General features: G+C 35.4%; 10 protein-coding genes. 8 read left to right on the top strand and 2 right to left on the bottom strand.

Features of this window, described 5'->3' with window-relative positions; translation table 11 throughout:
• Positions 1 to 7 precede the first annotated feature (7 nt).
• From AC1VAQ_RS01485 to AC1VAQ_RS01455, 7 genes are all read left to right on the top strand, one after another.
• A complete protein-coding gene (locus AC1VAQ_RS01485) occupies positions 8 to 1330 on the top strand; it encodes a carbohydrate ABC transporter permease (protein WP_302596674.1) in 1323 nt (440 codons plus the stop codon).
• On the top strand, positions 1330 to 2172 hold the full coding sequence (locus AC1VAQ_RS01480) for a sugar ABC transporter permease (RefSeq protein WP_479903413.1): 843 nt from the start codon (positions 1330 to 1332) through the stop codon (positions 2170 to 2172). Before AC1VAQ_RS01485 ends, AC1VAQ_RS01480 begins: the two co-directional genes overlap by 1 nt.
• 20 nt (positions 2173 to 2192) lie before the next feature.
• The gene (locus AC1VAQ_RS01475) at positions 2193 to 4259 is read left to right on the top strand and encodes a beta-galactosidase (RefSeq protein ID WP_479903412.1); all 2067 of its coding nucleotides are present in this window, start codon (positions 2193 to 2195) and stop codon (positions 4257 to 4259) included.
• Positions 4260 to 4391: 132 nt separating this feature from the next.
• A complete protein-coding gene (locus tag AC1VAQ_RS01470; protein ID WP_479903411.1) occupies positions 4392 to 7769 on the top strand; it encodes a glycosyl hydrolase 53 family protein in 3378 nt (1125 codons plus the stop codon).
• A gap of 164 nt (positions 7770 to 7933) precedes the next feature.
• Positions 7934 to 8335, top strand: coding sequence for a hypothetical protein (locus AC1VAQ_RS01465; RefSeq protein WP_302596678.1), 402 nt, complete (start codon positions 7934 to 7936; stop codon positions 8333 to 8335).
• Positions 8325 to 9491 (top strand): enoyl-ACP reductase FabV, encoded by a 1167-nt coding sequence (fabV, locus tag AC1VAQ_RS01460; protein ID WP_302596679.1) that lies wholly within the window; start codon positions 8325 to 8327, stop codon positions 9489 to 9491. Before AC1VAQ_RS01465 ends, fabV begins: the two co-directional genes overlap by 11 nt.
• A gap of 148 nt (positions 9492 to 9639) precedes the next feature.
• A complete protein-coding gene (locus AC1VAQ_RS01455; protein WP_479903410.1) occupies positions 9640 to 11667 on the top strand; it encodes a methyl-accepting chemotaxis protein in 2028 nt (675 codons plus the stop codon).
• 50 nt (positions 11668 to 11717) lie between these two features.
• On the opposite strand, the gene AC1VAQ_RS01450 is transcribed toward AC1VAQ_RS01455, so the two are convergent.
• Together AC1VAQ_RS01450 and aroD are read right to left on the bottom strand one after the other, a co-directional pair.
• Positions 11718 to 12584 carry a shikimate dehydrogenase gene (locus AC1VAQ_RS01450; RefSeq protein ID WP_302596681.1) on the bottom strand — a complete coding sequence of 289 codons (867 nt, stop codon included), beginning with the start codon at positions 12582 to 12584 and terminating at the stop codon, positions 11718 to 11720.
• Positions 12585 to 12640: 56 nt separating this feature from the next.
• Positions 12641 to 13405, bottom strand: a complete 765-nt coding sequence (aroD, locus tag AC1VAQ_RS01445; protein WP_302596682.1) for a type I 3-dehydroquinate dehydratase — start codon at positions 13403 to 13405, stop codon at positions 12641 to 12643.
• 188 nt (positions 13406 to 13593) lie between these two features.
• Between aroD and AC1VAQ_RS01440 the strand changes: the two genes are divergently transcribed.
• A complete protein-coding gene (locus AC1VAQ_RS01440) occupies positions 13594 to 14472 on the top strand; it encodes a LysR family transcriptional regulator (protein WP_479903409.1) in 879 nt (292 codons plus the stop codon).
• Positions 14473 to 14489 lie beyond the last annotated feature (17 nt).

Below are 14489 nucleotides of genomic sequence, written 5' to 3'. Positions count from 1 at the left end.
TGGATTTATGCAAACAAAAGTGCAGCCAGATGGGTCTTCTAGAAAAAAAGTACTTATAAGCTCCATATTATTTATGGGACTTGGCCACATTCTTTACTTAAAGGAATATATAAAAGGTTTGTTTTATGCGTTAATTGAAATTTTAATGTTAATTTGTTCACCTATGGTTGTTCAAAAAATCATTAATTTGATTACACTGGGAAGTCCACAACCTAATTTACCTGTAAAACAACGTGATAATTCTATTTTCATGCTCATAGATGGTGTGATTATATTAGCAGTTATTTTTATCTTTGTAGCGATTTATATCATTTCTGTTAAGAGTGCATTAAAATCATATAAAGATTATTGTACATTTGGTTATTTTAAAAATGAAAAAAATATTATTTCAGATACCTCTCAAAAAGCTTTTCCTATTTTAGCATTAGCCCCTACTGTAGGGCTTGTATTATTCTTTGTAGTTGTACCTCTTGTTTTCTCAGCGTGTGTAGCCTTTACTAATTATGCGGCGCCAGATCATATTCCGCCTAATAATACAGTAGACTGGGTTGGATTTGCCAATTTTAAAGCCATGTTTGGTGGAAATAGTGCCTGGTCAACCGGTTTTGCACGTGTTGCGATTTGGACAGTAGTTTGGGGGGCACTTGCAACACTTACATGTTACTTTGGTGGGATGATTATGGCTGTCATTTTACAACAAAGTAATCTTAAAATTGCACCTGTTTTTAGGACAATCTTTATTTTACCTTATGCTGTACCTGCTATTGTAAGTATGCTTGTATGGAGCAACTTATTAAATGGTAGTTTCGGAGTCGTTAATCGTACATTGATAGCACTTGGGCTTGCAAATTCAGGGCTCCCATGGCTGAGTAATGAGTGGCTGGCTAAATTCGTCTGTGTTATGGTAAATCTATGGGCAGGATTCCCTTATTTCATGCTCCTTATTACAGGTTCTATGACAGCTATTTCACCTGATATTTATGAAGCAGCTAAAATTGACGGTGCAAGTCAGTTCCAGATCTTCAAAAAAATGATTTTACCAATCGTTTTATATCAAACAACACCACTTATTATTATGTCGTTCACACACAATATCAATAACTTTGGTTCAATTTTCTTCTTAACGACAGGTTACCCAGTTGTAGCAGATAGTACAACAACTGGCGCGGGTGGTACAGATATTTTAGTGACATGGATTTATAAGTTAACGGTTAATTTACTGAAATACAACTATGCAGCAGTGCTAGCGATTGTCATCTTTGTTGTACTTGCACCATTTGCAATTTACAACTTTAGAAAAACAAAAGCTTATAAGGATGGTGAAATCTAATGAGTAATAAAGTGATTAAAAAGATCAACTTAGCATTTGTATTATTATTCTTAATAGGAACGTCATTATTTGTAATTTATCCTCTTATGTATGTTGTAAGTGGAGCCTTTGCACCAGGTAACTCTATTGCAACATTAAGCATTATTCCATTTGGTGATGGGATTACATTTAAACATTTTGAAGAACTATTTACAAAGACAAACTATGGTAAATGGTTTCAAAACACACTGTATGTAGCAGTTTGTACATCACTTGCAACAGTCATCGTAGCATCACTTGGTGCTTATGTTTTCTCACGTTTTCAATTTACAATGAAAAAAAGTATGATGATGACAATGCTTATCTTACAAATCTTCCCTTCTTTCGTAGGGATGGTAGCCATTTATGTTATTTTACTTCGCATTGGTGGGCTTGATACGCTTTGGGGACTTATTCTTGTCTATCTAGCAGGAAACATTCCTTATAATACTTGGATGGTAAAAAGTTATATGGATACTATTCCGAAGAGCTTAGATGAGGCAGCTAGAATTGATGGGGCTAGTCACTTTAAAATATTTACAGGTGTTATTTTACCAGTTGCAAGGCCAATTATTATTTTCTTAGGTATTTCTAGCTTTACAGCACCTTGGATGGACTATATCTTCCCTAAAATGGTGCTTCGTTCTTCAGATAAACAAACTTTAGCACTCGGCTTATATAGTAGCTTTTTAACAGAAAAGAAAAATGAATTTACAACATTTGCAGCTGGAGCTCTTTTGATTGCAGTGCCATTTATTATCTTCTTTATGGTAATGCAAAAAACAATGATTACAAGTATGGGCGGCGCAGCAGTTAAGGAATAAGAATGGAAAGAGGAAATAAAATGAACAATACAGCATTTGGTTACAATGAGAAATATATGCTAAAAGATAATAAACCTTGGTTCCCAATTATGGGGGAAATTCATTATTCAAGATATCCTAAAAAGTATTGGCGTGAATCTCTTTATAAAATGAAAGCAGGGGGCGTAGACGTTGTTTCTTCCTATGTCCTTTGGATTCATCATGAAGAAATTGAAGGTCAGTATGACTTTGAAGGTGATAAAGATTTAAGATGCTTTGTAGAAACATGTAAAGATTGTGGTCTTAAAATGATTCTTCGTGTAGGACCTTGGTGCCATGCAGAAGCGAGAAATGGAGGATTTCCAGATTGGCTTCTTCACAAAGATTTTGAAGTACGTAGCAATGATGCAGCGTACTTAGAAGAAGTACGTAAGTTCTATACAAAGATATATGAACAAGTTAAGGGATTGTTGTTTAAAGATAATGGGCCTATTATTGGGCTTCAAATAGAAAATGAATATGGTCACTGCGGTGGCTTAAATGGTGAAGAAGGCGAGCAGCATATGCGCATTCTCACTCAAATGGCGAAGGAAATAGGTTTTGAAGTGCCTATATATACTGCAACAGGTTGGGGCGGTGCTGTAACTGGTGGGCTGCTACCTGTAATGGGGGGGTATTGTGAAGCACCTTGGGATCAAAGACTTACAGAGATTGAACCAAGTGGTAACTATATCTTTACCCATGAACGCAACGACCATAATATCGGAAGTGATTTTGGCTTTGGAACAGGTATCACCTTTGATATTAATAAATTCCCATATTTAACCGCCGAGCTTGGGGGTGGTCTTCAAGTGACGCACCATAGAAGGCCCGTAGCAACAGAAACAGATATTGGTGCGATGTCTATGGTGAAATTAGGAAGTGGTGTAAACTTGTTGGGTTACTATATGTATCATGGGGGTACAAATCCAAAAGGAAAGCTTTCATTCTTACAGGAATCTAAAGCAACAGGTTCTATTAATGACCTCCCAGAGCTTTCATATGATTTTAGAGCACCGATTAGACAATATGGGCAAGTGTCAGAAACTTATAAAGAGATTAAACTCCTTACAATGTTTGTAAAAGACTTTGGTAGTCAGCTATGTGAAATGCCTGCCATTATGCCTGAAAGTAATCCACTTTATCCTACAAACTTTGAAGACCTTCGTACAAGTTATAGACACAACGGTAAATCAGGCTATATTTTTGTGAATAATTATCAACGTCGTTATGAAATGAAAGCACACAAAGATGTTGTACTAACTGTACCGCTTGAAAATGAAACACTTACATATGCAGCTACAGATATTGAAAATGGCGAATTTTTCTTCTATCCATTTAATATGTCAGTTGGTCAGGCTGTGCTTAAGACGATTTCAGCAACACCGCTTTGTAAATTAAATGAAAAAACATATGTCTTTTATAGTGATAAAGCAATTAGCTATGAAATTGAAGGGTCACTTGGTGATGCAGAAATTATGACTTTAACAAAAGAAGAAGCTAAAAATGCTTGGAAAATACAAGGTGAGACAGAACGCTTAATCATTAGTCAAGCTGCAGTACTGCAAACAAGTAAAGGTATTGAGATAATTGGTAGAGGAAAAGTAAACTTTAAAGTTTATCCAGACCTTGAAGTTGTGCCAGAAGGCTTTAAGAAAAAGGAAAATGAAGGTCAGTTTGCAGTGTATGAAGCTTCAAGGGCTGTGGTAGTGCCACAAGTAACTTATAAGCTTATTTCACAAAGTGATGAAAAGAACGTTTATGAAATTACAGTAGAAAAACAAGATGCTATGCAAAATGATTTATTCCTTCAAATTGATTTTGCTGGTGATGGTGGTAAATTATATTTAGGTGAAGACTATATAGATGATCATTTCTATACCGGTAAAGTATGGGAGGTAGGCACAAAACGTTTTGATTTCCCACAAAAACTTCGTCTTGAAATTATGCCACTTGAAGAAAATGCACCTATTTTCTTAGAAAAATGGCCAGAAATGAAAGACGGTAGAGCATGTGAGCTTAAAAAAGTCACAGCCGAAAGTGAATACGCACATACATTTACAATTTAAAGTAAAGCAATTTTTAAAAGAAGCATGTACCCATTATATATCAAGTATATAGTATTTGTCGGCACAGGCTTCTTTTTTAGTATAAAGACATTTTAAAAATAAGTTTAAGCATACAAAGGAATAGGTGAGAAAATGAAAAAAAGAATAATCTACTTATTAGTTTTATGTTTATGTATGACAGGTATGCCATTGCAATGCTTTGCAGCAAGTGGGAAAGAATATATTGTAAATGGCAGCTTTGAGGAAAGTGAGCACGTGTGGCGTGACTGGAATATTACAAGTACGTCTTGGGAGAGCGCTAAGGTAGAAGCGAAAGCTTATAGCGATGTGCAAGGGATTAGCAAACAAGAGGGTGACTATGCCATGACTTATTGGGTAGATGATGCTCAGGAAACATCACATACGATGAGCTGGTCACAAGTTGTGAAGGACTTGCCAGCAGGAGAGTATACATTGTCAGCTTATGTCATGGGCGGCGGCGATGCAATGCTTAAATTTCATGCAGGCAGTACGACATCTTCAGCAATTCAAATTAATGAAGGATGGAATACTTGGCAAAAAGTAAGTATGACATTTGAAAATGCCATGCCTGATGATGTTCTAATGACAATTGAGATTACAGGCATGCCAAATGCGTATAGTTATATTGATGAAATTAGCTTAGTAGCAGTGGAAAAGGAAGAGGAAGTTCCTGTGCCAGAAGAAGCAGACATTTTTGTGGAATATGTCAAGGGTCTTCCAGATGATTTTATGAAAGGTGCCGATATCTCAAGTCTTATTGCGCAAGAAGAGAGCGGCGTTGTATATTATAATGAAGAAGGTGTAGCTGAGGATCTTTGCAAGATTTTAAAAGATGCAGGAACAAATTATGTACGTGTGCGTATTTGGAATGACCCTTATGACGCAGAGGGCAATGGCTATGGCGGTGGAAATAATGACCTTGAAAAAGCTATTCAAATTGGTCAGCGTGCAACAAAAGCTGGGATGAGAGTTTTCGTAGACTTCCATTATTCAGATTTTTGGGCAGATCCAGCTAAGCAAAAGGCACCTAAAGCATGGGAAAACTATACTTTGGAAGAAAAAGAGCAAGCTGTATATGAGTATACCAAAGCGAGCTTACAAGCACTTATAAAAGCAGGTGTAGATGTAGGCATGGTTCAAGTAGGCAATGAAACCACCAATTCCTTCTGTGGGGAAAAAGAGTGGGAGAATAGAAGCAAGTTATTTAATGCAGGAAGTCGTGCCATTCGAGAGATAGATGAAAATATTTTAATAGCGCTTCACTTTACGAATCCGGAACGCAGTGGGAATTATGCGAACTTTGCTAAACAACTTGATACTTATAATGTAGATTATGATGTATTTGCAAGCTCATATTATCCATTTTGGCATGGTAGCTTAGAAAACCTAACAGCTGTGCTTAAAGAAGTGGCAGATACATATGATAAAAAGGTAATGGTAGCAGAAACTTCTTATGTTTATACAAAAGAAGACACAGATGGTCATGAAAATTCTGCACCCAAAACTGGACAAACTTTAAATTATGAAATTTCACCACAAGGTCAAGCTAACGCTTTAAGAGATGTAGTACAAGCAGTAGTGGATATAGGTGAAGCAGGTATAGGTGTATTTTACTGGGAACCTGCTTGGATTAGTGTACCTGATGAGACTTTAGAAGCACGTCAAGAAAAATGGGAACAATATGGTTCCGGTTGGGCGTCTAAGTTTGCAGCCGAATATGATGCAGAAGATGCAGGAAAGTGGTATGGGGGAAGTTCATGGGATAATGAAGCATTCTTTGATGCAGAGGGTAGGATTCTTCCTTCATTATATACATATCGTTATTTAAAAAATGGTGCTGTCGGAAAGAAAGTGCTTTCTAGTTTTGAAGAATTAAAAATAACAGTAGAATTAGGCGACAGTGTTAAGTTACCACAAAGTATTTTAGGGTATTATAATGATGGGACAAAAGAGAGTTTTGCTGTCATATGGGACCAAGAAGAAGTGGAGGCGGCAATTAAATCAGGTGTTGGCACTTATAAGATTACAGGAACGGTTGAAGAAGCACGTGAAGTAAAATGTATAGTGCAAATCAAACCACGGAACCTTGTTCAAAATTCTAGCTTTGAAGGTACAGACCGTAGTATGTGGCAAATAGACTATTTAGGAGATAGCAGTTCATATGTTAGCTATCAAAATAAGGCAGGAGATGCAGCAAGTGGTGACTATAGCGTTCATTTCTGGAATGATAGTGAGATTAACTTTACAATTTCACAGACACTGACAGGTTTGGAATCAGGTACTTATACTATAAGTGCAGCACTACAAGGTGGAGATTGTGAAAATAGTGAAATGTATCTCTATGCACAAGTAGGTGATAAGCTTTATAAGGCTGAAACAGGAGTAGATGGTTGGGTAAACTGGCAGAAACCTGAGCTTAGTGAAATTCCAGTAGAAGAAGACAGCATCACAATTGGTATGGCGATTAAAAGTGATGCAGGTGGTTGGGGAACAATAGATGATTTCTTGTGTTATCTTATAGCAGCAGATGAAGAAGACAGCAAGCCAGAAGAAGGTAATAACCCAGGAGAAGATAGTAAGCCAAATGAAGGTAATAAACCCGGAGAAGACAGCAAGCCAAATGAAGGTAATAATGGCAACTCGGGAAGTCAAAGGCCAAGTAGCGGTAGTTCCTCTGTAACTGTTCAGCAAACAACAAGTAATAAATTTTTAAATGCCTATAAGAAATTAAATGCTGAAACACAAAAAGAAGTATTAGCTCATCTTAAAAATTATATGCCTTATACTTTATTAGGGACTAAGGAAGACTTAAGTTGGCTCAATCAAAATGGAATATTTACAGCAGAAGAGTTTACCACATTATGGCAAGATGAAGCGGCATTAAAAGAATTAGGGTTAACCTATATGCACATTACTCTTAAAAAAGGTGAAAGTATAACCTTTAGAGACGTGCCTTCAGCCCACTGGGCGAGTGCGGCTATAGAAACAGCTGTTAATGAGGGGATTACACAAGGAATAAGTAAAACGCAGTTTGCACCAAATGAAAGTGTGAGGGTCAATGATGCCTTTACTTTCTTGGACCGTATGTTACTGCTAAATCATCAAATAACAACCCAATTACCGCGAGAAACTGTCAGTAAATATTGGACAGATTCAGAGCATTGGGCTTATGGACATGAGATGTCTATAGGGAGTAAGCTAAAAGAAGAAACATTAAGAAATGTAGCAAAACTGGAAAATGAACCGCTTTCAAGAGCACTTTTAGCTGAAGTTATTTATGAAATTACAGAGGGTAGATTGGAAAGAACAAGAAACTTTGAAGGCTTTGAAGATACAAAAGAAACAATGTATGAAGAGGCATTAAAATATTGCTATGAAACAGGTGTTTTAGAAGGCGTAGCTGAAGGTACAATGGCGCCTCAAAAAGAACTTACAAGAGCTGAGATGATGGTAGTATTAATGAGACTTAATACATTATTGAAGAAATAGGATAAAAGTATAGATAATGAGACTATGGCATATAAAGTGGCATAGTCTTATTTTTGAGTTATTAAAATTATAAAAATATATAAAAATAAATAAAAATAAATGATATAATAATGAATGTAATTTAAATTAAATGTAATGTTTTATAGGAAAAGGAGACTTAACACGTGATTGCTTTTAGAAATTTACAGCATCAAGCGGCATTTCATGATTTATTAAAACAAATGGACTTATCAACTAAGGCATTAAAAACGCCATCACAATTACTTCGAAGACAATTAGCTTTTATTTATTTAATCGCCTATTATCAGGAAGATTATAAGAAGTATGAGGGAGAAGCTTTTTATATAGAACCTGATTATGATGATATACATTTTTCTATTGGTGGTCCTACATATTTGTTAGAAAATCAGATTGGTACTAGAAGGTATGGTCATGAGATTATTTTAGAAGCAGCTAAGGCAGTGTTAGAGGGGAAAGAAATAAAAGTAGATGTAGCGGATGAGACAGTTAAGTTTCTGATTCATGAGGCAAAATGTTTTGTAAAGGAGAAGGAAAATGATTATTGAGCCAAAAGTAAGAGATTATATTTGTACAACAGCACATCCATTAGGATGTAGGGAAAATGTAAAAGAGCAAATTCAATATGTGAAGACAAAAGGTAAATTTGATGGTGCTAAAAAGGTACTTGTGATTGGGGCGTCTACAGGTTATGGTCTTGCGACACGTATTGCAGCAGCCTTTGGCAGTGGGGCGGCTACATTAGGGGTAATGTTTGAAAAACAAGGGACAAGCCGCCGCACAGCTACAGCTGGTTGGTATAATACATTAGCATTTGAAGAAATGGCAGAGGCAGAGGGATATTATGCAAAAACAATTAATGGGGATGCTTTTTCAAAGGAAGTGAAAGAAGAAGTAATAGAGGTTATTAAAAAAGACTTAGGGAAAGTAGACCTTGTCATCTATAGTTTAGCGGCACCACGCCGTGCTATGGCTGATGGGACAATTTATAAATCTGTTTTAAAAACAATAGGAAAACCTTTTACAAATAAAAATTTAGATTTAAAAAATAATGAAGTAAATGAGGCAACTATCGATTCAGCTACAGAAGAAGAAATAAATGCCACTATTAAAGTAATGGGCGGCGAAGATTGGCAGGAGTGGATGAAAGTCTTAAGTGAAGCTGATGTTTTAGAAGAAGGGGCAAAAACAATTGCCTATTCATATATTGGGCCGGAGCTTACTTTTCCAGTTTATTATAAAGGAACAATTGGTGCAGCAAAGGCACATTTGTATGAGACATCTTTAAGCATTACAAAGATGTTAGCAAAAAAAGGAATTAAAGCCTATATTTCAGTAAATAAAGCTCTAGTGACACAGGCAAGTTCTGCTATTCCTATTGTACCACTTTATATTACATTACTTTATAAGGTTATGAAAGATAAGGGGCTTCATGAAGGTTGTATTGAACAAATGGACCGTTTACTTAGAGAGAAATTCAAGGGAGAGAGTGCTGAAGTAGATGAAGAAGGGCTCATTCGCTTAGATGATTATGAAATGCAAGAAGATGTGCAAAAAGAAGTTATGGCAAACTGGAACCAAATTACAACAGAAAGTTTAAGTGAAAAGGCAGATATCAAAGGTTATTGGGAAGATTTTTATCATATGTTTGGATTCCATTTTGCGAATGTAGATTATAGCCAAGATATAAATTTGGAAAATTAACTAAACGAAATAAAGCTGTATTACTATTAAGTAATGCAGCTTTATTTCGTTTAGTTAATTTAATATTATGTAAATTTAAAATGTCCTATATTATAAAAATATATATGTCGATAAATAAGTAGTAACATATACTAGAAAGGTGGCAGACATGAAAAAACAACAGAAGTTAAAAAAATCTATTACAGTACGTTTAATGATGTACTTAGTTGGGATAAGTATTATTTTATTTGGTACTGTATTTTCTATAATAGGTATTAATGTAAATAAAGCAATGGAACAGATAAAGATTAATGGTGTGCAGCGAATGATTCAAGATGCAGCACAAATTGTTTCACAAGGCTTAGAACAAAAGTTATCGATGACACATATTATTGCTAATGATATGATGCTCGTAGACGATACATTAAGTATAGAAGAAAAGGTTGAAAGGCTTAATGATTATGTAGCAGATTATGGCAAAGAATATGGTATTGCTTCAATTGGTTATATTACAGCAGATGGGTATTTAACATCAACAGATGGATTTCAAAATGATATTTCAGAAAGAGAATACTTTAAGAATTTTAAAAGGGACATACTTTATATAAGTAATCCATCTTATAATACAGCAACAGGTAAACAAATCATCTTTATGGGGACACCGATTAAATTAGAAGGTCAGTTTAAAGGTGCTATTACCTGTACTTTTGATAATAGTTATTTAATAGGCTTCACAGAATCATTGAAGTACTTTGATTTAGGAAGAACTTATATGTTAGATGGAGAAGGAACAGTTATTGCTTCAGACGACAAAGAAAAAGTAGACACAAAATATAATGTCATTGAAGCTGCAAGGCAAGATTCTTCTTTAAAAGACCTTGCAATGATTCAAGAAAAGATGATTCAGGGAGAGCAGGGGATTGAATCATTTAATAATGGAGAAGATAATCTAGTAGTTTATGCACCAATTAAGCATTCAAATGGTTGGTCAATTGCGTTTGAAGTGCCAAAAAAAGATATCTTTGCAGAAATTAGTGCAATAAGAGTTTTATTAATTATAACTTCAATAATCGGTATATTATTTATGACATGTGTAGCCTTGGTCATTGGGAAAAAGGTAGGCACAGGTATTAAGCAGATTAGTGAACAACTTGCAATTTATGCAAAAGGTGATTTTACACAGTCATTCCCTGAGTCACTTAGCAGCCGTGAAGATGAGTTAGGCATGATTAGTTTAGCCATAAGTAATATGGTAGAAAGTATAAAAACACTTTTAGAAGCCGTACAAGAAAATATTGTTGTCTTAAATACAGAGGCTAGTTCATTAGATACTGTATCAAGACAAATGGTTGAAAGTAGTATGGCCATAGCAAGCTCTATGCAAGAAGCAGCAGGGAGCAATACAAATCAAGCGATGGAAATAAGTAAGGTAAGCCAAGAAATGGATGACTTAAATAGAAATATTGAGGAAATGAATGAGAGTATTGAAGCCGTTGTAATTGATTCTCTAGATGTTGAAACAGAGCTTAAAAATAGCAAGTCAGACATGGAAGCGCTAAATAATTCAGCACAAGTAGTTAATGAAGCCTTTGAAGGTTTTAACGTGAATGTAAGTCGTATGAATGAACGTATTTCATCGATTCAGGGGATTACAACAACAATTACACAAATCGCTTCACAAACTAATTTATTAGCATTAAATGCTGCCATAGAAGCAGCACGAGCTGGAGAAGCAGGTAAAGGCTTCAGTGTTGTAGCAGAAGAGATTAGACATTTAGCAGAACAGAGTCAACAATCAGTAGAAGAAATTACAAAGATTATCGAAGCTGTTTTAAATGAAGGTGAAAATATTATTAAAGCAACTAGAGATATGAATGCAGATATGAGCATGCAAGGCGAAAAAATAAATCAAACATTACAAACCTTTACACATATTACAACTGCCATTGAAGGAATCATTCCAAAAACAGAAAAATTAGCTATGCTTTCAGTACATAATAAGAAACGTAAAGATCGTATGGTAGATTCAGTTGAATGTATCACGAGAGCTTCTCAAGAAGTAGCAGCAACGACAGAAGAGGTTGCAACAATTACAAATTCATTTACGGATTCAAGTGAGATAATTGGAAGTGGTGCAAACAACTTATTAGGACTTGTACAGAAATTAGATGAACAAGTTACTAAGTTTAAACTTTAAAAGAATAAATAATAAAAGCCGTAGCAGATTTGTGCTACGGCTTTTATTATTTAGAAACCAAGAGCTTCTTTTACGTGTTCGATAGGCATTTCTTTACCTGTCCAAAGTTCGAAGGCAGCTGCGCCTTGGAATAACATCATACCAAGACCATTGATTGTTTGGCAACCAACTTCTCTTGCCATTTTTAATAAGGCAGTTTCTCTTGGTGCATATACAACGTCAGAAACGATTAAGTCTGGACGAAGGAAAGAAGCATCTGGAATATATGTTTGACCTTCAAGTGGTTTCATCCCCATACCTGTTGCATTTGTAAATAAGTAGCTTGTTGCAATTTCAGCTTTTAATGCGTCAAGGTCAGCAAGATCAAATAGTTTTGCCTTGCAGTTTGTTTTTTCGTTAATATCTTTTACTGTTTGTTCTGCACGAGCCCAGAAACCATCTTTAAGGTTAAAGATAGAAAGTTCAGCTACACCATCTAAAGCAGCTTGGATAGCTATAGCAGTAGCAGCGCCACCTGCACCTACTAGTGTCATTTTTTTGCCGATTACATCGATATTAGCATCTTGTAATGAACGCATGTAGCCTGTACCATCTGTGATATGCCCTGTAAGTACGCCATTGTCATTTACTACTGTATTAACAGCACCGCACATTTCAGCTGCTGGTGAAAGTTTGTCAAGGTAGTTGTGAATAACTGTTTTATTTGGCATAGAAACATTGTAGCCACGCACATTCATTGCTCTAAAGCCTTTAACAGTAGCTTCGAGTTCTTCATTACCTACTTCGAAAGCGAGATAAGCATAGTCAAGTCCTAATTTAGCAAATGCTTCATTATGCATTTTTGGTGAGCTTGAGTGTCTAATAGGTGTTGCGATTAATCCAATAAGTTCTGTATGTCCTGTAATTCTTTCTGCCATGATTTATGTCCTCCAAGGTGTTTATATAGTATGTTTTAAAATGATTATAAAATTAATTATTTGCTTTTGTGTAAGATATTAAGTACTTCAGAAAGTTCACCGACTGGCACTTGACCTGGTGCGGAAGCTACTTTTGCAGCACCAAATGTAAGTGCTGATCCAAATGTTTCACCAGCAAGTCTACTAATTACACCAAGTCCTGCCATAGACATTGTAATGATTGGGCGGTCAGCATGTTTTGTAGCCATTTCATTTGTTGCACATAAAAGTGTTAAAACATCATCAGTATTTTGTGGCATTACTGCAATTTTAGGAAGGTCAGCATTTAATTCTTGCATTTTGCAAAGACGACTTACGATTTCTGCTTGAGTTGGTGTTTTATCAAAATCATGATTTGACATAACAACTTTTACGTTTTTACTATGTGCAAAGTCAACGATTTCTTTAACGATTTCGTCACCAGTGAAAAGTTCTACGTCAATTATATCAGCCATACCTGTATTAGCCATTTCTTTATTGAGCTGTGCATAGTAAGCCGTACTTACCTCACGCTCACCACCTTCTTTTTTACTTCTAAATGTAACTAAAAGAGGTGTTTCACCAAGGGCATCTCTAAGTAATGCTAAAGTTTCTTTCATTTTTTCAATATTTTCAACATCTTCATGGTGGTCAATACGCCATTCCACGATATCAAGTTTAAGTTCTTTTAAGCTAGTCGCTTCTACAAGAAGTTCTTCATTTGTTTTACCAACAAGTGGTACACAGATTTTAGGCATGCCTTCGCCTAATTTAATATTTCTAACTTCAACGATTTTTTTCATAAGTAGATCTCCTTTTGAGATAATAATATTTATATGTTATAGATTGGTTAAAAAATTAACGTTTTCTCTTATAAGTAGATTATAACTTTATTGATTTGATAAATCTAATACTTATTTTTTGTATTTTTGATAGAAATTATCTATCAAAAGTGATACACTATAAAAAACATCTAGGAGTACTATAAAATATGAACTTAAACCAACTTTATTATTTTAAAACAGTGGCTAAAGTGGAACATTTTCGCTATGCGGCTGAATTGTTAAGTATATCACAACCGAGTTTAAGCTATGCCATTTCTAGTTTAGAAGAAGAATTAGGCATCGCCTTATTTGAAAAAAAGGGACGAAACATTGTCCTTACTAAATATGGTAAAATTTTTTTGAGTTATGTAGAAGAAGCATTAGATATGTTAGAAAGCGGTCAAAAAAAAATCAAACAACTTACAAGCCCTGTAGCAGGGCATATTGACCTTGCTTATGTGGCACCTTTGGCTTTTTCTTATATACCAACTATGGTAAGGAAATTTTTGGATGTTAAGGCTCATGGTGAAATTACCTTTTCTTTTAAACAAGGCATTACAGGAGATATTATAGAGGGGTTAAAATCCTCTAAATATGATGTGGGCTTTTGCTCTTATGTAGAAAATGAAAAGGATATTGTGTTTGAGCCCATCATCGAACAAGAACTTGTGGTGGTGGTACAAGAGAATCATCCCTTAGCTACAAGAGATGAAATGCCCCTTGCTGATATCGCACCTTACCCTATTGTAGCATATGATAAGCATTCAGGACTAGGGAAGGCGCTTGCAAAGTTATTTAGAGCTGCGCAGATCACACCTCAAGTAGTTTGCGAAGGAGAAGATGAAAATGCCATTTTAGGGCTTGTGCTACAGCATTTTGGGATAGCTGTTGTAGCAAAGACAGAAGCGTTAGATCACCTGCCACTTAAGGCGATTCACATTACTTCACCTCAGTATCATCGTCAGATTTTTATGGCACATATGAAAAATACACAGCTTGCTCCAGTTGTACAAAACTTTATTGCGTATATTAAAAATAATTCATGATAGATAATAAAAAAGCT

The sequence above is a fragment of the Cellulosilyticum sp. genome (genome assembly GCF_982396655.1).
Note: the sequence above shows the minus strand (reverse complement) of the source record. Positions and strands in the feature narration are given on the sequence as shown.

Excerpts from the sequence above, each read along its gene's own strand:
- AC1VAQ_RS01485 (WP_302596674.1), top strand. The coding sequence starts at position 8 with ATGCAAACAAAAGTGCAGCCAGATGGGTCTTCTAGAAAAAAAGTACTT.
- AC1VAQ_RS01480 (WP_479903413.1), top strand. The coding sequence starts at position 1,330 with ATGAGTAATAAAGTGATTAAAAAGATCAACTTAGCATTTGTATTATTA.
- AC1VAQ_RS01475 (WP_479903412.1), top strand. The coding sequence starts at position 2,193 with ATGAACAATACAGCATTTGGTTACAATGAGAAATATATGCTAAAAGAT.
- AC1VAQ_RS01470 (WP_479903411.1), top strand. The coding sequence starts at position 4,392 with ATGAAAAAAAGAATAATCTACTTATTAGTTTTATGTTTATGTATGACA.
- fabV (WP_302596679.1), top strand. The coding sequence starts at position 8,325 with ATGATTATTGAGCCAAAAGTAAGAGATTATATTTGTACAACAGCACAT.
- AC1VAQ_RS01455 (WP_479903410.1), top strand. The coding sequence starts at position 9,640 with ATGAAAAAACAACAGAAGTTAAAAAAATCTATTACAGTACGTTTAATG.
- AC1VAQ_RS01450 (WP_302596681.1), bottom strand. The coding sequence starts at position 12,584 with ATGGCAGAAAGAATTACAGGACATACAGAACTTATTGGATTAATCGCA.
- aroD (WP_302596682.1), bottom strand. The coding sequence starts at position 13,405 with ATGAAAAAAATCGTTGAAGTTAGAAATATTAAATTAGGCGAAGGCATG.
- AC1VAQ_RS01440 (WP_479903409.1), top strand. The coding sequence starts at position 13,594 with ATGAACTTAAACCAACTTTATTATTTTAAAACAGTGGCTAAAGTGGAA.